Source organism: Streptomyces flaveus (assembly GCF_014647675.1).
GTDB classification, from domain to species: domain Bacteria; phylum Actinomycetota; class Actinomycetes; order Streptomycetales; family Streptomycetaceae; genus Streptomyces; species Streptomyces flaveus.
Genome location: NZ_BMPQ01000002.1, coordinates 595,415 through 615,861 on the forward strand (window position 1 = coordinate 595,415; position 20,447 = coordinate 615,861).

19 protein-coding genes and 1 tRNA gene are annotated in these 20,447 nt (G+C 68.7%); 6 read left to right on the forward strand and 14 right to left on the reverse strand.

The annotated features are described in order from the left end of the window. Nucleotides 1-185 precede the first annotated feature (185 nt). A tRNA-Met gene (locus IEZ21_RS06015) sits at nt 186-259 on the reverse strand. Between the two features lie 67 nt (nt 260-326). Then, nucleotides 327-3,251, reverse strand: coding sequence for a UPF0182 family membrane protein (locus tag IEZ21_RS06020; protein WP_189320947.1), 2,925 nt, complete (start codon nt 3,249-3,251; stop codon nt 327-329). Nucleotides 3,252-3,388: 137 nt separating this feature from the next. Between IEZ21_RS06020 and IEZ21_RS06025 the strand changes: the two genes are divergently transcribed. Continuing rightward, a complete protein-coding gene (locus IEZ21_RS06025; RefSeq protein ID WP_189320795.1) occupies nt 3,389-3,946 on the forward strand; it encodes a PPA1309 family protein in 558 nt (185 codons plus the stop codon). A 25-nt stretch (nt 3,947-3,971) separates the two neighbouring features. Here IEZ21_RS06025 and IEZ21_RS06030 read toward each other — a convergent pair whose 3' ends face one another. The 4 genes from IEZ21_RS06030 to IEZ21_RS06045 form a co-directional block, all read right to left on the reverse strand. Continuing rightward, nucleotides 3,972-5,066 (reverse strand): YlbL family protein, encoded by a 1,095-nt coding sequence (locus tag IEZ21_RS06030; protein ID WP_033320014.1) that lies wholly within the window; start codon nt 5,064-5,066, stop codon nt 3,972-3,974. 104 nt (nt 5,067-5,170) lie between these two features. Then, the gene (locus tag IEZ21_RS06035) at nt 5,171-5,365 is read right to left on the reverse strand and encodes a hypothetical protein (protein ID WP_189320796.1); all 195 of its coding nucleotides are present in this window, start codon (nt 5,363-5,365) and stop codon (nt 5,171-5,173) included. Nucleotides 5,366-5,483: 118 nt separating this feature from the next. Then, on the reverse strand, nt 5,484-5,945 hold the full coding sequence (locus IEZ21_RS06040; RefSeq protein WP_033320012.1) for a molybdenum cofactor biosynthesis protein MoaE: 462 nt from the start codon (nt 5,943-5,945) through the stop codon (nt 5,484-5,486). A gap of 177 nt (nt 5,946-6,122) precedes the next feature. Continuing rightward, nucleotides 6,123-7,286 (reverse strand): SDR family oxidoreductase, encoded by a 1,164-nt coding sequence (locus IEZ21_RS06045; RefSeq protein ID WP_189320797.1) that lies wholly within the window; start codon nt 7,284-7,286, stop codon nt 6,123-6,125. Between the two features lie 192 nt (nt 7,287-7,478). Between IEZ21_RS06045 and IEZ21_RS06050 the strand changes: the two genes are divergently transcribed. After that, nucleotides 7,479-8,921, forward strand: a complete 1,443-nt coding sequence (locus tag IEZ21_RS06050; protein ID WP_189320798.1) for a zinc-dependent metalloprotease — start codon at nt 7,479-7,481, stop codon at nt 8,919-8,921. Further along, nucleotides 8,918-9,439: an NUDIX hydrolase gene (locus tag IEZ21_RS06055; protein ID WP_189320799.1), complete on the forward strand. Its 522-nt coding sequence runs from the start codon at nt 8,918-8,920 to the stop codon at nt 9,437-9,439. The genes IEZ21_RS06050 and IEZ21_RS06055 overlap by 4 nt, the downstream gene beginning before the upstream one ends. A 56-nt stretch (nt 9,440-9,495) precedes the next feature. Here IEZ21_RS06055 and IEZ21_RS06060 read toward each other — a convergent pair whose 3' ends face one another. From IEZ21_RS06060 to IEZ21_RS06075, 4 genes are all read right to left on the reverse strand, one after another. Further along, complete coding sequence (locus tag IEZ21_RS06060) at nt 9,496-10,251, reverse strand: AIM24 family protein (RefSeq protein WP_189320800.1); 756 nt, start codon at nt 10,249-10,251, stop codon at nt 9,496-9,498. Between the two features lie 16 nt (nt 10,252-10,267). After that, nucleotides 10,268-10,948 carry an AIM24 family protein gene (locus tag IEZ21_RS06065; protein ID WP_189320801.1) on the reverse strand — a complete coding sequence of 227 codons (681 nt, stop codon included), beginning with the start codon at nt 10,946-10,948 and terminating at the stop codon, nt 10,268-10,270. Between the two features lie 13 nt (nt 10,949-10,961). Continuing rightward, a complete protein-coding gene (locus tag IEZ21_RS06070) occupies nt 10,962-12,698 on the reverse strand; it encodes a TerD family protein (RefSeq protein ID WP_189320802.1) in 1,737 nt (578 codons plus the stop codon). Nucleotides 12,699-12,843: 145 nt separating this feature from the next. Continuing rightward, nucleotides 12,844-13,437, reverse strand: coding sequence for a M48 metallopeptidase family protein (locus IEZ21_RS06075; RefSeq protein ID WP_189320803.1), 594 nt, complete (start codon nt 13,435-13,437; stop codon nt 12,844-12,846). A gap of 234 nt (nt 13,438-13,671) precedes the next feature. Between IEZ21_RS06075 and IEZ21_RS06080 the strand changes: the two genes are divergently transcribed. Both IEZ21_RS06080 and IEZ21_RS06085 read left to right on the forward strand, forming a co-directional pair. Then, complete coding sequence (locus IEZ21_RS06080) at nt 13,672-14,865, forward strand: TOMM precursor leader peptide-binding protein (protein ID WP_189320948.1); 1,194 nt, start codon at nt 13,672-13,674, stop codon at nt 14,863-14,865. Further along, nucleotides 14,858-16,252, forward strand: a complete 1,395-nt coding sequence (locus IEZ21_RS06085) for an ABC1 kinase family protein (RefSeq protein WP_189320804.1) — start codon at nt 14,858-14,860, stop codon at nt 16,250-16,252. Before IEZ21_RS06080 ends, IEZ21_RS06085 begins: the two co-directional genes overlap by 8 nt. 188 nt (nt 16,253-16,440) lie before the next feature. Here IEZ21_RS06085 and IEZ21_RS06090 read toward each other — a convergent pair whose 3' ends face one another. The 4 genes from IEZ21_RS06090 to IEZ21_RS06105 all read right to left on the reverse strand — a co-directional run bounded on the left by IEZ21_RS06090 (nt 16,441) and on the right by IEZ21_RS06105 (nt 20,005). After that, nucleotides 16,441-16,764: a putative WhiB-interacting protein gene (locus IEZ21_RS06090; RefSeq protein ID WP_189320805.1), complete on the reverse strand. Its 324-nt coding sequence runs from the start codon at nt 16,762-16,764 to the stop codon at nt 16,441-16,443. Then, nucleotides 16,761-17,129 carry a WhiB family transcriptional regulator gene (locus IEZ21_RS06095; protein WP_033320002.1) on the reverse strand — a complete coding sequence of 123 codons (369 nt, stop codon included), beginning with the start codon at nt 17,127-17,129 and terminating at the stop codon, nt 16,761-16,763. The genes IEZ21_RS06090 and IEZ21_RS06095 overlap by 4 nt, the downstream gene beginning before the upstream one ends. A 174-nt stretch (nt 17,130-17,303) precedes the next feature. After that, entirely contained in the window at nt 17,304-17,618 is a 315-nt protein-coding gene (locus tag IEZ21_RS06100) for a hypothetical protein (protein ID WP_189320806.1), read from the reverse strand. A 164-nt stretch (nt 17,619-17,782) separates the two neighbouring features. Then, nucleotides 17,783-20,005 carry an ATP-dependent DNA helicase UvrD2 gene (locus IEZ21_RS06105; RefSeq protein ID WP_373302176.1) on the reverse strand — a complete coding sequence of 741 codons (2,223 nt, stop codon included), beginning with the start codon at nt 20,003-20,005 and terminating at the stop codon, nt 17,783-17,785. 194 nt (nt 20,006-20,199) lie between these two features. Between IEZ21_RS06105 and IEZ21_RS06110 the strand changes: the two genes are divergently transcribed. Continuing rightward, nucleotides 20,200-20,442 (forward strand): mycoredoxin, encoded by a 243-nt coding sequence (locus IEZ21_RS06110; RefSeq protein ID WP_189320807.1) that lies wholly within the window; start codon nt 20,200-20,202, stop codon nt 20,440-20,442. The last annotated feature ends 5 nt before the right edge of the window (nt 20,443-20,447 follow it).

The window sequence follows — 20,447 nt, forward strand, 5'->3', positions numbered from 1 at the left end:
AGTGAGGTCACTTCAGCGTTTTGTCGACATGCCCACAGAGAGACAAGTCAAACACAGATTTCTCAACTCTCCCCGCATGGAGCGGCCTTTGTTGGGGCAGTTCTGCTCGGATGGGGAACACATACACGATCTCCACACGACGAAGGGCCCGAATCCCCTTGAGGATTCGGGCCCTTCGTCTTCAGTAGCGGGGACAGGATTTGAACCTGCGACCTCTGGGTTATGAGCCCAGCGAGCTACCGAGCTGCTCCACCCCGCGCCGTTGTTCGGCAACCGTATCACGGCGCGGGACGGGCCTTTCACTCAGTCGCTGACAGCCGCGCTGGTCAGCCGCTTCCGCCGCTCCCTTCGGGAGTGTCGCCGCTGTTGGCCGCGCCCTCACCACCGGTGTTGTCGGGCTGGGCCTGGGCCTCCTCGGCCCGCTGCAGCGCTTCCTCGAGGTCCTGCTGCGCCCGGCCGTACGCCTCCCAGTCGCCCTTCTTCAGGGCTTCCTGGCCGGCCTCGTAGGCCTCCTGGGCGTCGTCGAGCGCCTGTTGGAGCGTTGTGTCACCCGTTGCCGGTGGTGGCTCGGTGGTGTCGTCACCCTCGTCCGGTGGCGGGGGCGTGGCCTCCGACGCGAAGACCTTGTCGAGCGCCTGGCTGAGGGTGTCCTCGAAGGCGGTGGTGCCTCCGTACGACACCGCGACCTTCTTCAGCAGCGGATACTCGGCGTTGCTGCCCTGTACATAGATCGGTTCGACGTACAGGAATCCGGCGTCCATGGGCACCGCGAGCAGATTTCCGAAGATCATGTTCGACTTCGACGTCTCCGCGTTCCGCGTGAACTCCTGGACCGCCGGCATCGAACTCAACTTGCTCTGCCACTGCACCGGTCCGTCCACCTCGGACTCGCCGGTGACTCTGAGCAGCCGCATCGTGCCGTACTCGTCGCTGTTCGCATCGGCGTCCACCGCCATGTACGCGGCCAGGTTCGGCCGTCCGCTCGGGGTGAACGTGGTCGTCAGCGAGAACCGCTGCTGATCGTCTCCGGGCATCTTCAGCGACAGGTAGTACGGCGGTACGGCGATGCTGTCTTTTCGGCTCGTCGGGTCGTTCGGCACCTGCCACACGTCACTCGCGTTGTAGAACTGGTCGGCGTTGGTGACGTGGTAGATGCCCAGCTGCTCGCGCTGCACCTTGAACAGGTCCTGCGGGTAGCGCAGATGCTCCTTCAGCTCGGCCGGGATGTCGGCCTTCGCCTTGACCGTGCCCGGGTACGCCTTCTTCCACGTCTTCAGGACCGGGTCCTTCTCGTCCCACGTGTAGAGGTTGACGCTGCCGTCGTACGCGTCGACGGTCGCCTTCACCGAGTTGCGGATGTAGTTGACCTGGTTCTGCTGGGCGACCACCGTGCGCGCACTGTCCTCGTCCGTGAGCGCATCCGTGGTGGTGTCGCCGAGTGTCGTGCGCGATGCATACGGATAACCGTTCGTGGTGGTGTAGGCATCGACGACCCACACGACCCGCTTGCCGATGACGGTCGGATAGGCGTCACCGTCGATGGTCAGCCAAGGCGCGACCGCCTCGACGCGCTCCTTCGGCGTGCGGTTGTAGAGGATCTTCGATCCCTCGCCGATGGCGCCTGAGTACAGCATCTGCGGCTCACTGAAAGCGGCCGCGTACGCGGCGCGGTTCAGCGGGTTCGACAGGTCGATACCGCCGTTGCCCTTGTACTGGTACGTCTTCTGGCCGCCCGCCTCCTCGTAGTCGAGCTCCTTCTGGGAGCCACCCACGATCGAGTACTGGGTGGTCTTCTCGCCGAAGTAGATGCGCTGCTCGTAGCCCTTGTTGAAGGTGCCGGTGGTGGGCAGGCCCTGCTCGGTGAAGGCCGGGGAACCCTCGGAACCCGGCTGGATCTCGGTGCCCTTGGCCGCGATGGCGCCGTACCCGTGCGTGTAGATGAAGTGCTGGTTGATCCAGTTCTTCTTGTCGACGCGGTCGAGGTTCAGCTCACGCAGACCGATGATCGTGTCCTGGCCGTTGTACCGGTCGATGTCCAGCGTGGTCGGGAACTGGTAGTACTTCCGCTCCTGCTCCAGCTGTTGGAACGTCGGCGAGACCACGTTCGGGTCGTTCAGCCGGTAGCTCGCGACCGAATCGGCCTGGTCGCGCTGCTGCTTGGCGTCGCCGCCGTTGCCCGTACCCGAGATCTCGTCGATCTTGACGCCGTCGATGCCGTACGCCTTGCGCGTTGCCTCGATGTTCTTCTCGATGTACGAGGTCTCCTTGGCCTGCTCGTTCGGCTTGACCTGGAACTGCTGCACGATCGCCGGGTACAGCCCGCCGATCAGCAGGGCGGAGAGAACCAGCAGACCGAAGCCGATCAGCGGCAGTTGCCAGGTGCGCCGCCACAGCGTGGCGAAGAACAGGAGAGCGCAAATCACGGCGATGCAGAACAGGATGGTCTTGGCCGGCAGGTAGGCGTTGGCGTCGACGTACCTGAGGCCCGTCCAGTTGTCCGTCGCCTTGAAGTCGCTGGATTTCACGGCGAGTCCGTACCGGTCGAGCCAGTACGCGACCGCCTTCAAAGCGACGAACAGGCCAAGCAGCACGGAGAGATGGCCGGTGGCCGCGGCTGTGGCACGCGCTCCGGGGCTGGTGACCCGCAGTCCGCCGTACAGGTAGTGGGTCAGGGCGGCGGCGATCACCGACAGGATCGTGGCGGCGAAGCCGAAGCCCACCAGGAAGCGGTACCAGGGCAGGTCGAAGGCGTAGAAGGAGACGTCGAGGTGGAACTGGGGGTCCTTCTGGTTGAAGGACACTCCGTTCACCCACATCAGCCACGTACGCCACTGGCCTGACGCGGAGGCACCCGCGATCAGCCCGATGAGGGCGGTGATCCCGAACAGGATCCACTTCTTGTACGGGGCCACGCCCATGCGGTAGCGGTCGAGGCTCTGTTGCTCCATCGACATGGCGCTCAGTGGCGGCCTGAGCCGGTGGGCCAGCCAGATGTTCACGCCGACGGCCACGGCCATCAGCAGTCCGAAGACGAAGAACAGGCCGATCTTGGTCCACAGGGTGGTCGTGAAGACTGAGGAGTACTTGACCGATCGGTACCAGAGCCAGTCCGTCCAGAACCCCGCGAACATGACGAACGCCATGGCCAGCACGGCCAGTACGCCCAGTGTCATGAGCAGGGTCCGGACGCGCCGGGACGGTCGGCCCACTCTGATCCGTGGCCCCGTCGGGCCTCCGCCGCGGTCCGGCATCTGGAAAGCCAAGGTGTGCACCTCGAAGTTCGGTCTGGGTCTTTTTGGGCCCTGCGAACACAGGGCCACATCTATGCAACTTACTGATGCTTTACTCGGTTCCCGGTTTCGGGTCCGAACGAGGCAGGATTGTGACCATGTCCAACTCCGCCTCCACAGGCACCCCCATGGCGGCCGGTCCCCTGACCCGTGCCGTCCTCGAAATCGACGAGTACGTATCCGGGCTCGGCTGGGACCAGCCCGCACGGCTCTTCGCGCTGGTCGACACCGCTCAGCTGCGCTCCGAGGAGCCCGGCCTCGCGGCACGTCTCGGTCTCGCCGACGACGCTCCCGCCGGCGCTCTTACCCCCATCGAACAGGAGGAACTCCCCGCGGGCAGCCCTCTGGACGAGTTTCTCGGCACCATCGCCTGGCCGGACGCGGTGGCCGGCTGCGCGCTGTCCGTGGAGCGGCTGATGCTGCCGCCGTCCGCGGAGGCGTCGGTTCCGGAAGGTCTCGACGAGAAGCGTCTGGCGAAGTGGGTCGCCGAGCACCCCGAGCGCCAGGAGGTCCGGATGACCGTCGGCGTGCTGCGCGGCGGGAAGCGCGAGTCGGCGCTGCGGCTGCGCGAGAAGGACGCGGCGACCGAGGTGCTCACCGGCTCCGATCTGGTGCCGGGGCTGGCGGAGGCGCTGGTGGCGACATTCGCCGAGTAGCACTTGTAGTACTTCACGAGCCGGCTCAGCTCTTCGTGCACTGGGGCAGGTCGTCGGTGTTGCCGCCCCGGATGTCCTTGAGGGCGTTCATCGCGTCGTCGAGGGTGTCGACCTTGACGAGGGTGAGCCCGTCGGGGATGTCCCGGGCGGCTGCCGCGCAGTTGTCCTTGGGCGTCAGGAAGTACTGGGCGCCCTGGGCGCGGGCGCCGACCGTCTTCATCTCGATGCCGCCGATGGGGCCGACCTTGCCGTCGTCGTCGATGGTGCCGGTGCCGGCCACGAACTTGCCGCCGGTGAGATCGCCAGGGGTGAGCTTGTCGACGATGCCGAGGGCGAACATCAGACCGGCGCTCGGACCGCCGACGTCGGCGAGCTTGATGTCGATGGTGAACGGGAACGTGTGATCGGTCCCGGCCGCGATGCCGACTATCGCGCGCTCCTCGCCGTCGTCGTCCGACTTCGTCGTGGTGATGGTGATGTCCTCGGTCTTCGTCGCCGTCCGGTTCTCCTTCTCGGCGGCGGCCTGCTCCTTGGCGGGCACGACGGTGAAGACGACCTTCTCGCCGGGCTTGTGCTTGGTGACGAGCTTCGCCACCTCGTCGTACGCCTTGACCGGCGTACCGTCCACGGCCTTGATCACATCACCCGCGTGCAGCTTGTCCTCGGCCGGGCTGTCCTTGAGCACGGAGGAGACGATGGTCCAGGACTTCACCGCGATGTTCCGCTCCTTGAGGGCGGCGACCTTGGCGGTTTCCTGGGACTGACTGAACTCCTCGGCGTTCTCCTGCGTCGACTGCTCCTCCGTCTTGCCGTCGGGGTAGAGCGTGTCGTGCGGGACCACCTTGTTGTCGTGCGCCAGCCAGCCGTAGACGGCCTCGACGAGGTTCATCTTGTAGTCGGCGCTCGTGACACGGACCGTCGTCATGTTGAGATGGCCGCTCGCCGGGTAGGTCTTGCGGCCGGAGATCTGGAGCACCGGCTCGCCGTCGTGCTCGCCGAGCGTGTTCACCGTCGGACCCGGTGACATCTCCGAGTACGGCACATTGATGAAGACCCCTGCGCACAGGAGCGCGATCAGCATCAGGGTGGAGGCGAGCATCGTCGCGGTGCGGCGTGGCATGGAACGACAGTACGGGACCACCCTGTCAATGCACCGTCGGGGCCGCCTGTACGGGACATCGGGGCCGGGGCGCAGACGTCCTCAGGCGGCTTCGGTGCCGGTGGTCAGACGTCGGTGGGCGACTTCTCGGTGGGCTGCTTCTCCGTGTGCTGTTTCTCCATGGCCTCGCGGAAGCGCGTATAGCCCGCGAGTTCGGCGCCGTCCCCGATGGTCCTGCGGTTCCGGCTGGCCCAAGTGCCCCACACTCCGGCACCGATCGCAGCCAAAAGCGGAATCAGCAACCAGGCGAGCGCCGCCATGCCGACCTCCCAACCCCATGAAGCCACCGCAACTGACTGATCAGCAGATTAACCATGCCCGTGTCCAACGCTCACGGCAGGGGTGAGGTTACGCAACCGGAACGCGCGTGTGCGCGGATCAGCAGGCGCCCACCCATTCTTCTGTCCCGTCCGAGAACTTCTGGTGCTTCCAGATCGGCACTTCATGCTTCAGGTCGTCGATCAGCTTGCGGCAGGCTTCGAAGGCCTCGCCACGATGGGGACAGGAAACGGCGACGACGACGGCCAGGTCCCCCACCCTGAGATCCCCCACCCGGTGAACGGCCGCAAGCGCCCGCACCGGATACTCGGCGACAACCTTCTCGGCGACCCGCCGCATCTCCGCCTCGGCACTGGGATGGCAGGAGTACCCGAGCGCGTCGACGTCCGCTCCCCCGTCGTGATTCCTGACGGTCCCGACGAACAGCGCGGTCCCTCCGGAGGCGTCGTCCCCGACAGCGCGGAAAACCTCGTCTACGGAGAGGGCGGTTTCCCGGATGGCCAGGAGCTTGATCGGGTCTTGCGCCGCCTGCTCACCGGGGTGATCGTTCATAGGTGCCATGACCCCATCGTGCCCCACCCCGCTGACAGCACGGAACAGCGTTTTCCTGCCCCACGCCAACTTCAGCCCGTCCGGCGATCGAGGACGAGGCTGTTCAGGCCGATAAGCGGGGCTGGGGACGCAGCCCCAGGGATGGGTAGGGGCGGCGGGGCGAGACAACCCGGCGCACCGGCCGCGTCAGATCCGCCGTCGGGCCTTCCGCGCCCGGCGGACCAGCGCGGCCGTACCCAGCAGCGCGACCGTCGCGCCCGCGGCGCCCGCGGCGGTGGCGTCCTTGCGGCCGAGGCGGCGGCCGGCCACCGTGTGCCGCCCGGCAACCTCCTCCAGGAGCTCGGCGAGGACCTCCTCGTTGGTCCACTGCGGGCGCCATCCGGCGTCGTGGAGCCGGCTCCCGCTGACCACCCAGGGGTACATCGTGTAGGCGAGGTCTCCGGCCGGCGACGGCGTGAGTCCGATCCGGTGGAGCCGGGCCGCAGCACCCAGGGCGACGGCCGAGGGCAGTTCCATCCGCCGGATCCCGCTGAGTTCCTCGACCTCCTCCTGTTCCAGCCATCCGTCGCAGCCCACGGCCAGCTCACCGTCGGCCTTCTCCAGGACGGCGTACTCCAGGGCACTGCACAGGTCCTCGACGTGGCAGAACTGCCAGGCGGGCCGGGACCCGGCGACGACCAGCAGCCGGGGTGACTCGAAGTAGCGCGTGAGGGCCGTGTCGGTGCCGCCGACGAGCACGGCGGGCCGTACGACGGTGACGTTGAGCCCGGGATGCGCGCGGGGCGCCCGCCGGGCGAGCCGTTCGATCTCCAGGAGATCGCCGACGCCAGTGGCCTCCGCGGTGGCGCGCAGTTCGGCGTCTTCGGAGAGGGGCAGTTCGTTGTCGGGCAGCGCTCCGTAGACCATGGCCGAGGTGCACAGCACCACCCGGTGCACTCCGGCGGCGGCCGCGGCGGTGAGCACGGTCTGGGTGCCCCGCACGTTGTACGCGGTGCGCGCCGCGGGATCGGTCTCCAGGTCGAGGTCGAGCGCCAGATGGACCACGACGTCCGCGCCGCGGAGCTTCTCGGCGATCGCCGGGTCTCGTACGTCGAGGATGTGCCAGTGGGCGTCCGCGCACTCACCACGCCGCTCGTCGATGGCGATGACCTGCTTGATCTCGTCGCTGGCGGCGAGCCGCTCGGTGAGCAGAGCGCCGATGCCGTCGGCGGCGCCGGTGACCGCGACGACGGGGCCGCGCAGGGCAGTCGACTCTCCGGCGCGCAGCGCCGTCGTCGAGGGACGGTGGTCGGGCGACGGGTGGGCTGAGAGGTTTCGCGCTGCGCGAACCTGTGGATCTGGGGAACTCACCGGGCGTCTCCAGCGGTTGTCTTCAGTAAGAACGCGCGTGATGCGTACGTACCAGGTGGCATCCATCCTGCCGCAGCCCAGGAGTCGGCGAAGCATCGAGGCCTGAACCGGCCGCGGTGTCTACGCTGGGTGGTGTTGTCGGGCAACCGCGCCGTCGGAGAGAACCGGCGGCCTTACCAGCCGAGGAATCCCGTGAGTGACACCCCATTCGGATTCGGCCTTCCGCCGGAGGAGCCGGACGACGGCGACGAGGGCAAGGAGAAGGACCAGCAGAGCGGTGGTGGCCAGGGACCGGCCAACCCGTTCGGTTTCGGGTTCCCCGGAGCCGGCGGACCCGGCGCCGACAACCCGCTCGCCGCGATGTTCGGTTCCATGAACCCCAACGATCTGGGCGCCGCCTTCCAGCAGCTGGGCCAGATGCTCTCGTACGAGGGCGGCCCGGTGAACTGGGACATGGCCAAACAGATCGCCCGTCAGACGGTGTCCCAGGGCACCTCTGACGGCACGAAGGACTCAAGTGTCGGCCCAGCCGAGCGCTCGGGGGTCGAGGAGGCCGTGCGCCTGGCCGACCTGTGGCTGGACGACGCGACGTCCCTGCCGTCCGGCGCCGGCTCCGCGGTGGCGTGGAGCCGCGCGGAGTGGGTCGAGGCGACCCTTCCCGTGTGGAAGGAGCTCGTCGACCCCGTTGCCGAGCGCGTCGGCGCGGCCATGGGCGATGTGCTTCCCGAGGAGATGCAGGCCATGGCCGGCCCGCTGATCGGGATGATGCGCTCCATGGGCGGCGCCATGTTCGGTACGCAGATCGGTCAGGCCGTGGGCGTGCTCGCGGGCGAGGTCTTCGGCTCGACCGACATCGGACTGCCGCTGGGCCCGGCCGGCCGGGCCGCGCTGCTTCCGGTGAACGTCGAGGCGTTCGGCAAGGACCTCGGCGTACCGAAGGAGGAGGTGCGGCTGTACCTCGCCCTGCGCGAGGCCGCCCACCAGCGTCTGTTCGCGCATGTGCCGTGGCTGCGCTCGCACCTGTTCGGAGCGGTCGAGGGCTACGCACGCGGGATCAAGGTCGACACGGCCAAGCTGGAGGATGTGGTCGGCCAGCTCGACCCGTCCAACCCGGAACAGCTTCAGGACGCGCTCCAGCAGGGCATGTTCCAACCGGAGGACACGCCGGCCCAGAAGGCGGCGCTGGCCCGCCTGGAGACGGCGCTGGCGCTCGTCGAGGGCTGGGTGGACGCGGTCGTGCACGCGGCGGCGAAGCCGCGTCTGTCGTCCGCGGACGCGCTGCGTGAGACGCTGCGCCGCCGCCGTGCGTCGGGCGGTCCCGCCGAGCAGACCTTCGCCACGCTGATCGGCCTGGAGCTGCGCCCGCGTCGGCTGCGGGATGCCTCGCGGCTGTGGGCCTCGCTCACGGACGCGCGCGGTGTCGATGGCCGGGACGCTCTGTGGGCGCACCCGGACATGCTGCCGACCGCCTCCGACCTGGACGACCCGGACGGTTTCGTACACCGCGAGCAAATGGACTTCTCCGAGCTGGACAAGATGCTCGGGGAGGCCGCAGGCGGCTCCACCGAGAAGCCGAACCTCAAGAAGGACGACAACGACAAGAAGGACGACGGCAAGGGCGACGTCGCCGAGTGAGCCTCCATGACGACGCGGTCCTCGTGCTGAAGAGCTACGAGGACCAGGAAGAGCTGCGACAGGCGTATCTGGACCATCTTCAGGCTCATCCGGACGGCATGTGGAAGGCCTGCGAGGCCGGGCACATCACGGCGAGTGCCCTGGTCATCGATCCGGAACAGGGGCGTGTGCTGCTGACGCTTCACAAGAAACTGCGCATGTGGCTTCAGATGGGCGGCCATTGCGAGCCTCAGGACGCGACTGTGGAGGCGGCGGCCCTGCGTGAGGCCACGGAGGAGTCGGGCATCACTGGTCTGACACTGCTCCCGGGCGGGCCCGTACGGCTCGACCGGCACCCGATCCCGCCGCCGTGCCACTGTCACTTCGACGTGCAGTACGCGGTGCTGGCGCCTGCCGCCGCGGTCCAGGAGATCAGCGACGAGTCGCTCGACCTGCGCTGGTTCGCGTATGACGAGGTGGCGGACGTGGCGGACGAGTCCGTGGTGCGGCTGCTCGGGGCCACGCGGGCCAGGCTCTGAATATGTAAGGGGCGGCCGCAATGGCGGCCGCCCCTTACAACTGCCTCCTGGGAGGCTCAACTCCAGACGTTGCCCTGGTTCTGCCCCCGGGCTCCCTGCTGGCCCACTCCGTACTGGGCGCCGAGGCCGGAGCCGATCGTCGCGTTCTGCGGCGGCAGCAGCTCGCTGGGCTGGACGAGTACGTAACCCTGGCCCATGAAGCTGAGCTCCCAGCCCTCACCGGTGTTGCCGCGGCGCCGGAACACTCCGGAGGAGTGTGTCTGGGCCTGCATCTGTACACGCAGACTCGTCGACCAGGCGACGATCGCGTCGGCGTCGCAGTTGACGAAGCGGTCGGGGGTGACCTGCATCATCAGCGGCATCCCCGAGGTCATCAGGGCGGCCTTGCCCCGCCCGGAGATGTTGAGCTGGTACTTGCCGGAGCCGGAGATGCCGTACTGGCTGTCCACGGCGATCACCTCGTGGTGCAGCGAGGAGTCCATGGCCAGGACGTAGCTGCTGTCCACGGTGAGGCCGTCCTGGTCGACGTCCACCACATGGATGTGCTGGGCGAGGTTGGCCAGATAGACGGTGCCCTGCCCATGGCAACGCATCAGGTCGAGGCCTTCTCCCGTCTGTGCGCGGGAGCGCCGCTGACCGGAACTCTGGAACTCGGCGTCGAACTCCACCAGCCCCTGGTAGGCGACCATGGTGCCCTTGCGGGCGAGCACGTCGTCGTGGCCCTCCAGGGCGACGCGCAGCATCTGCTTGTTCTGGAGGCTGTAGCGCTCCTGGGACTGCTGCTCGTTGTAGGCGAAAAGCGGGCTCTGCATGATGTGTGGCTCCCCCTCAGCCCCGGAGTCGGAGGCGGTCGGTGCTGTCCTCGCTGGGCTGGACGACGACGATGCCCTGTCCGGAGAAGGCCATCTGGAACGCCTCTCCGCTGCCCCGCCCGATCAGCGACTGCGCCTTGAAGCTGCGCTTGCCCTTCACCTTGAGGTTCGGGGACCAGGCGACGAGCGCGTCCGGGTCGACGTACGTCTCGTCCTCCCCGCCGCCGCAGTCGACGACGATGGGCTTGCCCCGGGAGGTCAGCGCGACCCAGCCCTGCCCGGAGATCTTGGTGTTCCACAGGCCTTGTCCGGCGAATTTCGCCAGTCCCTTGACGCGTTCGACGCCCCACTGGAGGTGTGCGTCGAAGGCGAGCAGGTTGGTGGCGTTGACGGAGATTCCGTCGCCGTTGAGGTTGATGACGACCACGTTCGCTCCGTAGTCGGCCAGATAGAGCAGACCGTCTCCGGAGCACTTCATCAGGGGCGCGCCCTCACCGGTGGCCCAGTCGCGTGCGATCTGGCGCACGGCCGGCGGATTGGGCTCGTACTGGACGAAGCCTTCGTAGGCGACCATCGACCCCACGCGCGCGAGGAGGTCGCTTCCGCTCTGCATGGCGACCTTGAGCATGTGGTTGCCGTGGTTCTCCATGCGTGCGGCAACGGGTGCCGGGGCGAAGCCCGCGAGCTGCTGGTTCATATGACGGGCTCCCTCAGACCTCGTACGGCTGGACGACGATGAAATTGCCGGGCGCGCCGCGGAATTGGAGGTTCACGCTCTCTCCGGTGTCGCCCGGGTAGGCGTTGCGGCGCATCCGCACCTGGCTGGAGACGATCACCTGGGAGGCGGCGGACCAGGCGACGACGGCGTTGCAGTCGGCGAACGTCGTCGGCGTGACCGGCAGCACCACGGGCGCTCCCTGCGTCTTGACGATGATCGTGCCGGTCCCCTGGAACTGCATCGTGAACAGCGCGCCTCCGGGGATGCCGTGTCCTTCGACGCGGCGGACCTCGTACTGGAGTGTCTCGTCGAACGCGAGAACGTTCTCCGCGGAGACGCAGATGGCGTCGCCCTGCAGCTCGATGGGGTGCAGCATGGCGGACTTCTCGGCGAGGAACACCTGGCCCTTGCCCGAACAGCGCATCAGCTGCATCTCCTGGCCGGTCGCGTTGCCCACGATCCGGCCGGAGAATCCGGCGCTCTTGTAGCTGAAGTCGACCTTGCCCTGGTAGAGCACCATGCTGCCCTGGCGGGCGAGCACTGCCTGATCACCGCCCATGCCGAGGTCGACACGGACCATCTTCTTGTTCTGCTGGGTCCAGCGCTGCCCGGTGGGCGCCTCCTTGTACGGCTGAAGCGCCGCGGCAACACCGGCGCCTCCCTGGGGAGCGCCCTGCGGTACCGCGTACCCGGCAGGCGCGGCCGGAGCACCGGGCTGGCCGGGGACCTGGCCGAACAGCGGCTGCTGCCCGTACCCGGGAGGCGGGGTCGGCTGGCCATAGCCGGGCGGCGGGGCGGGTGCTTGGGGTGCTTGGGGTGCCTGAGGCTGTCCGTAGCCGGGCGGCAGAGGCGCGCTCGGGGCGGGGGGCTGGCCGTACGGAGGCTGCTGCTGGTCCGGCGGCTGCCCGTAGGGCGCGGGAGCGGGTGCCGGAGGCGGTACAGGGCCGCCGCCGGGCGGGGTCATGGGCGCCGCGATGGTCGGTGCGGCGTGCATGGGGGGTGTGGGCTCCGGAGGTGCGGGTGCCTGTGGCGGGGTGGCTGCCGGGGGCGGCGCGAAGCCCTGGGCGGGCTGCAGAGCGGGGGCCGGAGCCGGCGTTGCGGGACCCGACGGGGCGCCGAACGCGGGCGGCGCGGTGCCCTGCGCGGGTGGCGCGAAGGACGGAGCGCCGGCCCCCGGCTGCGGTGCGGCGGCGGGCTCCTCCTGGGCGACCTCGCCGCCGAAGTTCTTCAGCAGCGCGTCGAGTCCGCCGTCGAAGCCCTGACCGACCGCCGCGAACCGCCATACGTCCTTGAGGTAGAAGTCGCCCAGCATCACGGCGCGTTCGGTGGAGAACTCGGCGCCACTGAAGGGGTACCGGGCCACCTCTTCGCCTCCCGCGACGATACGGAGGTATCCGGGGGCGATCTGCGACAACTGCCCGGCGCCATCGAGCGTCGCCGTGAACGACAACCTCTGGATCTGCGGCGGGATCTTGTCGAGCGTGACGCGGAAGGACTCCGTGTCGCCCGCCTGCGCTCCCAGGAGCTGAACGGACTCCTCAGGAGTCTTCGGCTGGTTGAAGAAGACGAAGTACCTGTCGTCCGAAAGCCGTTCGTCGGCGTCCAGACCGAAGCAACTGATGTCGAAGGTCAGCCCGGGGCCGGTGATCTGCACGCCTACGTACAGATCGGTGCCCGCGGTGAGGTCACTGATCTTGGCCTTGTGGCCGCGTTGGAATTCCCTGGCCATGCGTAACGACCGTCCCCCATCCCGATACGAGTGCGTCGCGCGTCAGGCTAACCGCAAAATCCGGCCGCGGACGAAGCCGGTACAGACCCGGTACACAATCCCTGCTTCCGGCCCGTACCAGCACAGTCGCGCCGCCGGACCCCTGTCACTCGTCGTGCGCGGCGGGCAGATGGGGCAGCCGGTCGGCGGCGACCACCCCTTCGAGGTAGCCGCGGGCCCGCTCGGTACGCGGATAGGCATCGAGGAGCTGCCAGAAGCGGGGCCCGTGGCCGGGCACGAGCAGGTGCGCGAGTTCGTGGACGAGGACGTAGTCGACGACGTATTCGGGCATGCCCTGCAAGCGGTGCGACAGGCGGATGCTGCCCTCGGCCGGGGTGCAGGAGCCCCAGCGGGTGTTCTGGTTGGTGACCCAGCGGACCGAGGAGGGCCGGGCGAGGCCGTCGAAGTACTGGTCGGAGAGCCGGGCGGCACGCTCGGAGAGCTCCGCGTCGCCGAGTACCCGTTTGTTCTCCTGGGCGGCGAGCTTGTCGAGCATGACGCCCACCCAACGCTGCTCCTCCGCCTCGGACATCCGGGCGGGGATCAGTACGACGGTACGATCACCCTCGCGATACGCGGAGACCGTTCTGCGTCGGCGAGTGCTCCGGCGGACCTCGATCGCGCTCGCCCCCGAGCCGCTCGGCGGCTCGCTCGTCGTGCTGCGCTGTGGTTTTCCGCGGTTCAGTGGGTCGGCGGACACGCCCCGACGGTACCTGTTGCGCATGGTGGAAGTCCCGCCTCCGGGACGGTTCGATGCCGATCCGCGCTCTGCGCGCCCAGTTTGTCCATACTCCGTACGCCTGGTTTGTACGACGAATGCACCCAGCCTGTGGATAACTTTCGGCACTCGACAGCCGGGACGTGCATGCTGGCAATCCGACCGGCGGAGCAGGACGAGCACCACCGGCACAACGGGGACGTACGGGGGTCTGTCATGCATCCGATGGTGAAACCCGCGCTTCGGCGCGCCTGGCGGGATCTGAACACCGTGCAGTTCGGGATGGCACCGGCACACGCGATGATGCTCGGCCCGATGGACACGGCGACGAGCAGTTTCCTGACCTTGCTCGACGGGACACGTGGGCTTCCTCTCCTGCGCGACGAGGGGCACCGCATGGGTCTGCCCGACGGCCATGTCGACGGGCTCGTGGAGCGGCTGGCCCGAGCAGGACTGCTGGACGACACGACGGGCGGCGGCCCGGACGCGGACGCCCTGCGCGAGAAGAAGGCGGCCTTGGACCGGCTGCGGGCCGATCTCGCGTCCCTCTCCCTGGTCGCCCTCGGACCGGGCGAGGGCATGCGTCGGCTGGCGGCCCGCCGTTCCCTGCGCGTGCAGGTGTGGGGCGCGGGCCGGGTGGGTGTGGCCATGGCCTGCGCGCTGGCAGGCGCGGGCGTGGGCCATGTCGACGTACGCGACGGCGGTTGCGTCGAGCCGTGGGATGTCGCACCGGGCGGACTGCCCGCCGGCTCGATCGGCGAGCGCAGGGAAGAGGCGGCGCGGCGGGCGGTGCGCCGTTCGGCACCGAACCGCCCACCACGGCGCGGCGGCGCACAGTCACCTCCCGACGAACAGGAGCCGGGGCTCTCCCTGGTGATCCTCGCGCCACGGGACGGCCTCGCCGCCCACGCCCCCGACCCGGCCACCGCCGAGCCGCTGATCGCATCCGGGACACCGCATCTGTACGCCGGGGTGGTGGAGGGCACAGGAGTCGTCGGCCCGCTTGTCCTGCCCGGCGACACGGCCTGCGCGGGCTGCCTGGACCGGGGCCGCACCGACCGCGACCCGAGCTGGCCGCGCCTGGTCGCACAGTGGCGCTCCGGACAGCCTCGTCAGGTGCAGGCGTGCGATCTGACACTCTCGGCCACGGTCGCCGGGCTGGCCGCGGGACACGCACTCGCTTTTCTGGACGGGGAGTTGCCGTCCAGCGCGGGTGCTCGTTGGGAGACGTCGGTGCCCGGTTTCGACTGGCATGCACGCCCCGTGTGGCCGCATCCCGCATGCTCGTGCGGGACTGCGGAGAAAGCTAAGGGGGAGCAGACCTCGGAGGACGAGAGGCCGCACGAGACAATGGCCGGGCAACAGCCGCAAGCGACTCGGCTGTCCGGTACTTGGAGGGCGCATGTCTGATCTTCCCCGGAAGGCGGTCACCCGGACCGCCAAGCTCGCCGCCCTACCGCTCGGCTTCGCCGGGCGGGCCACCTGGGGCATCGGCAAACGGATAGGCGGGAAGTCGGCGGAGATCGTGGGCCGCGAGCTGCAACAGCGCACGGCGGAGCAGCTGTTCAAGGTGCTCGGCGAGCTCAAGGGCGGCGCGATGAAGTTCGGGCAGGCGCTGTCCGTCTTCGAGTCGGCGCTGCCCGAGGAGGTCGCGGGACCGTATCGCGCGGCACTGACGAAGCTTCAGGAGGCTGCACCGCCGATGCCGACACGCACGGTGCACACCGTGCTCGAGGAGCGGCTGGGCAAGGACTGGCACGACCTGTTCGTGGAATTCGAGGACAAGCCGTCCGCGGCGGCCTCCATCGGACAGGTGCACCGCGCGGTGTGGCACGACGGCCGGGAGGTCGCCGTCAAGGTGCAGTACCCGGGTGCGGGCGAGGCGCTGCTCTCCGACCTGAACCAACTCAGCCGTTTCGCCCGGCTTCTGGGGCCGCTGATTCCTGGGATGGATGTCAAGCCGCTCATCGCTGAGCTGCGCGACCGGGTGTCCGAGGAACTCGACTACGGCCTGGAGGCACAGGCCCAGCAGGCGCACGCGGAGGAGTTCGCGGACGACCCGGATGTACTGGTGCCGGCTGTGGTCCACCAGTGCGAGCAGGTGCTGGTGACCGAGTGGATCGACGGCATCCCTCTGTCCGAGGTGATCACGGACGGTACGCAGGAGCAGCGGGACCGGGCAGGACAGCTCCTCGCCCGCTTCCTCTTCTCCGGCCCGGCTCGTACCGGCCTCCTGCACGCCGACCCGCACCCCGGCAACTTCCGGCTCCTGCCCGACGAGTCCGGCGACCCCGACGGCAAGGACGGTATGGATGGCTGGCGCCTGGGCGTAATGGACTTCGGCACGGTGGACCGCCTCCCGGGCGGCCTGCCGCCGACGATCGGCGACTCGCTGCGGATGACCCTCGACGGCGATGCCGAACAGGTCTACGAACTGCTCTGCGAGGAGGGCTTCGTCAAGGAGTCGATAGAGCTCGACCCGGAGGCAGTCCTAGACTACCTGCTCCCCATCATCGAGCCGGCCAAGGTCGACGAGTTCACCTTCACCCGAGGCTGGATGCGTAGCCAGGCGGCGCGAATCGGCGACCCCCGCTCCCCCGCGTACCAGCTCGGCAAGCAGCTCAACCTCCCTCCGGCGTATCTGCTGATACACCGGGTGACATTGAGCACCATCGGCGTGCTGTGCCAACTGGGCGCCACGGTACGGCTCCGAGAGGAACTCGAGGAGTGGCTGCCGGGGTTTCTCCCGGAGGACGAAACGGCCCTGGAGGAGGGGGAGTCGGCGGCCGAGGCGTGAGGTCCGGGCGGGGGCTTGAGCGCGTACGTGCGTAAGCCGGGGTCCGACGGGGGCGGGGGGGGTGGGGCCCCCGGAGGTACAACGCACCGCGGGGGCCAGTCCGTTCGGACCAGCCCCCGCGATCAGAGGTTTGCTTCAACTGCCGTTGCCGACACCAAGGCCATTGCGGCTGTTGCGGCGATGCGGCCTTACTGCATGACCGCCATGGCCAGGGCGCGGCGAGCGCGCAGCGACGCGCGCTCGGCGCGGCGCTGCATCCGGCGGGCCGTCACCAGGCGGATCGCCTGGCGCTCGGCCTCGGCGGCGCGCTGCCGCTCGTGCATATGCGCACGAGCCAGGGCTTCTTGGATGAGTTGCATCTCACGGGTCCTGTTCTGACGCGAGTCGTTCGCGCCGGTGGTGGTGAAGTCTGGAGTCGCGGAGCCGGCGGGCTCGCTGTTGGACGGCTTCATCGGGGCCTGATCCTTGGGGTCGTGCGTCAGGGGGCGATCGATCGTTCCTGTGGTGGTCATGCCGCGACCGGGTTCTTGCGCGGGCGACCACGCGGCCGCTTCCGGGCGACAACGACACCCTGGACGAAGAGCTCGCCACCCCAGACGCCCCAGGGCTCACGCCGCTCCTTGGCGCCTGCGAGGCAGGCCTCGATCAGCGGGCAGGTGCGGCAGAGGGACTTGGCGTACTCGACATCTGCCGGCGACTCGGCGAAGAAGACCTCCGGGTCGTTGGAGCGGCAGGGGACGGGCACGCCGAGGTTCTCGATGGCGTCGTCGAGCGCGGTGAGCGCAGTGAGCGGGATCAAGGTGGAGTCCTCCGTGAGGCCGGGCGGGGGGATCGTTTCGGAAGGCGGTACGGACGGGGCGTGCGCTTCGAGTTGCACGGTTCGTCTTCCTCGTCTGGTCGTGCCGGCCGGTTGGCCGGTTGGCGGCTGGTACCGGGTTCTTTTCTTGTCCCGAGGCCCCTTCGCTCTGTCGTCCCTGGTCGGGGACAAACAGAAGGGCCGCGGATCCCGGGTGGGGTTCCGCGGCCCTGAAGGCGCCGGCCTGATCGCCGATCAGGCTGGATCACTCCAGGGTTCAGGCCCACGGAAGGCCCACATCGTGTGGTGCGTCTGCTTGGCGGCTCCGGCACCGGCGGCCGCAAAGGCATAGGCCTGCGCCTGTGCCCCTACTGCTTCCAGTGCCTTCATCGGTCGCTCATTGCGCTCACGGACAGGAAGGACCGCGAGAGACACGGAGGACGCCGGCCGGACAGCAGGAATGCCGGACAGACCGGTGCCCAGGTTCGAGACGCCGAGCAGGCACGTGGAGACGACCGAGCGATCGGTCAATTTGACGGTGCTGATGGAGCTGGTGTTGATGCTGATCACTGGAATCGCCTCCTCTCGGCGTCTTGGGGGACCGGGGTGAGCCAGTCCGACGGTTATTAAGTACAGCACGGAACCAGGGCCTTGGAGAAGGCCGCCGCTTCCGTGCTTAAGAACCTATGGGGATTCCTGGGGCATGCGCAAACTATTTTCTCGACGAGTTTGCGTCAGTCCTCATCGTTTCCCTCTTCAAGCTCCTGACCTGCACAGATGGCAAGAACTTCGGTTCCGTAGCGGTTGAGCTTGCGGTTGAGGACGCCCGGGATGCGGGCCAGTTCAGCCGGAGTGGCCGGTACCGCTTCGGCGATGGCCATCAGTGTCTTGTCCGTGAAGACGCAGAAGTCCGGTTGTCCGCTGCGCTGCGCCTGGGCCGCTCGCCAGTCGCGCAACCGCTCGTACAGCCCCTCGTCCATGTCGGAGGGGCAGTCCTCGCAGCGCATCAGTTTCATCTCACCGGCGTCGGTGAGGGTGCGGCCGCAGACCCGGCAGCGGGCGGGCTGACGGGGCACCCGCCGCACCACGCCCTCGACACCACCGGCGACACCGCGCTCGATGCCGCCGGGGCCGCCTGCGCCGCCTCGGGTCGGGGCGGCGGTGGAGCCAGGGCGCAGTCCGTCGAGAAAACGGCTGGGGCGGCGGTTGGGACGGCTTCCGGGCGAGCGGGACAGCGCCCAGGAAACGGAGAGGTGTTGTCTGGCACGGGTGACGCCGACGTAGAGAAGGCGGCGCTCCTCCTCGATCTGTTCCTCGGTCTTTGCGTAGGTGATCGGCATCATGCCTTCGGCGACGCCGACGAGAAGGACGACGTCCCACTCCAGGCCCTTGGCGGAGTGGAGGGAGGCGAGAGTCACGCCCTGGACGGTCGGGGCGTGCTGGGCGGCGGCACGCTCGGCGAGTTCCGCGACGAGATCGCCGAGCGTGGCGTCGGGCTTGGCGGCGGCGAAGTCCTGGGCAAGGTGAACCAGGGCGGCCAGTGACTCCCAGCGCTCACGGACCGCGCCGGATCCGGCGGGCGGCTCGCTGGTCCAGCCCTCGCTCGACAGGACGGCTCGTACCTGCGCGGGCAGGTCCACGACGTCGTCCAGGAGGGAGTCGTTGCCCCCGAAGCGGCCTGCCGCACGCAGACCGTGGATGGCCCTCTTCACCTCCGGGCGGTCGAAGAACCGCTCGGCGCCGCGCAGTTGGTAGGGCACCCCGGCGTCGGCGAGGGCCTGTTCATAGATCTCGGACTGGGCGTTCGTACGAAAGAGGATGGCGATCTCGCTCGCGGGAACGCCGGAGGCGATGAGGTCACGGATACGGCGGGCGGCGCCCTCGGCCTCGGCGGGCTCGTCGGTGTACTCGGTGTAGACCGGCTCGGGGCCCGAGTCGCGCTGGGAGATCAGCTCCAGACGGTGCTCGGCGGCGCGGCCGCGGGCCTGGGCAAGCAGGCCGTTGGCGAGGTGGACGACCTGGGGCGAGGAGCGGTAGTCGCGGACCAGCTTGACGACCGTTGCGCCGGGGTGGCGGGTGCGGAAGTCGAGTAGGTGGTCGGGGGTTGCACCGGTGAAGGAGTAGATCGTCTGGCTGGCGTCGCCGACGACGCAGAGACTGTCGCGCTCGCCGAGCCACAGTTCCAGGAGTCGCTGCTGGAGGGGGCTGACGTCCTGGTACTCGTCGACCACGAAGTGCTGGTATTGGGCGCGGACCGCATCGGCGATGTCGTGCCGGTCCTGGAGGATGCCGACGGTCAGCAGCAGGACGTCTTCGAAGTCGATGACACCGCGGTCGCTTTTGACGTCCTCGTACGCGGCGTAGAGCTGGGTGATCTCGCCCGGGTGGCGGGGGGCTTCCCGGCCGGTCTTGGCGGCCATCGCCGCGTAGTCGGCGGGGACGGTCCGGGTGACCTTGCACCATTCGATCTCGGCTGTGACATCGCGCAGTTCGCCCCGGTCCAGGCGGATCCCGCAAGCCGCTGCGGCGTCGGCGACGAGCTGTATCTTCCGGTCGACGAGCCGCGGCAGGCTGCCACCGACCGCCTTGGGCCAGAAGTACTGAAGTTGGCGCAGGGCGGCGGAGTGGAACGTGCGTGCCTGGACTCCGGAGGCGCCGAGCTGGCGGAGGCGGCCGCGCATCTCGCCGGCGGCGCGGTTGGTGAAGGTGACGGCCAGCACGCTGGAGGGCTGGAGAATTCCGGCGCGCACTCCGTAGGCGATGCGGTGGGTGATCGCCCGGGTTTTGCCCGTGCCGGCTCCTGCCAGTACGCACACCGGCCCGCGCAGGGCGGTGGCGACTTCGCGCTGCTCGGGGTCGAGGCCTTCGAGCACCGCGTCGGCCCCGCCCGGCGGGGCCGGGTACTGCGAGCTGCCGGAGCCCTGCGGGAAGAGGGTGGAGTGCGTTGCTGCTGTCACCCCGCCATGCTGCCAGTTCGGCGGTGACCGGTGCGCCGGTTGTCCACAGGCAAATGCTCGCAGTCGTACTAATGCGGCAGGCGCTGCGTCGGCCTCCGGGCCCCGCACCGGCGGCGTACGGGAATGGTGGAACGGTCACGTACGTTCCACTCTCTGCGAATACGCACCCTCAGCAGCAAAGGAGCGCGAGACATATGCCGGGCACTGTGACGATGTACAGCACCACGTGGTGTGGCTACTGCCGTCGGTTGAAGGGCCAGATGGACCGCGAGGGCATCACGTACGAGGAAATCAACATCGAGCAGGACCCGGAGTCGGCGGCGTTCGTGGAGAAGGCGAACGGGGGCAATCAGACGGTTCCCACCGTTCTGTTCCCTGACGGTTCGACCCTCACGAACCCTTCGCTGGCGCAGGTCAAGCAGAAGATAGGGGCCTGAGCTCT

Coding starts and splice junctions, on each gene's coding strand:
- IEZ21_RS06020 (WP_189320947.1), bottom strand. CDS start 3,251: ATGCCGGACCGCGGCGGAGGCCCGACGGGGCCACGGATCAGAGTGGGC.
- IEZ21_RS06025 (WP_189320795.1), top strand. CDS start 3,389: ATGTCCAACTCCGCCTCCACAGGCACCCCCATGGCGGCCGGTCCCCTG.
- IEZ21_RS06030 (WP_033320014.1), bottom strand. CDS start 5,066: ATGCCACGCCGCACCGCGACGATGCTCGCCTCCACCCTGATGCTGATC.
- IEZ21_RS06035 (WP_189320796.1), bottom strand. CDS start 5,365: ATGGCGGCGCTCGCCTGGTTGCTGATTCCGCTTTTGGCTGCGATCGGT.
- IEZ21_RS06040 (WP_033320012.1), bottom strand. CDS start 5,945: ATGGCACCTATGAACGATCACCCCGGTGAGCAGGCGGCGCAAGACCCG.
- IEZ21_RS06060 (WP_189320800.1), bottom strand. CDS start 10,251: ATGCAGAGCCCGCTTTTCGCCTACAACGAGCAGCAGTCCCAGGAGCGC.
- IEZ21_RS06065 (WP_189320801.1), bottom strand. CDS start 10,948: ATGAACCAGCAGCTCGCGGGCTTCGCCCCGGCACCCGTTGCCGCACGC.
- IEZ21_RS06070 (WP_189320802.1), bottom strand. CDS start 12,698: ATGGCCAGGGAATTCCAACGCGGCCACAAGGCCAAGATCAGTGACCTC.
- IEZ21_RS06080 (WP_189320948.1), top strand. CDS start 13,672: ATGCATCCGATGGTGAAACCCGCGCTTCGGCGCGCCTGGCGGGATCTG.
- IEZ21_RS06085 (WP_189320804.1), top strand. CDS start 14,858: ATGTCTGATCTTCCCCGGAAGGCGGTCACCCGGACCGCCAAGCTCGCC.
- IEZ21_RS06090 (WP_189320805.1), bottom strand. CDS start 16,764: ATGACCACCACAGGAACGATCGATCGCCCCCTGACGCACGACCCCAAG.
- IEZ21_RS06110 (WP_189320807.1), top strand. CDS start 20,200: ATGCCGGGCACTGTGACGATGTACAGCACCACGTGGTGTGGCTACTGC.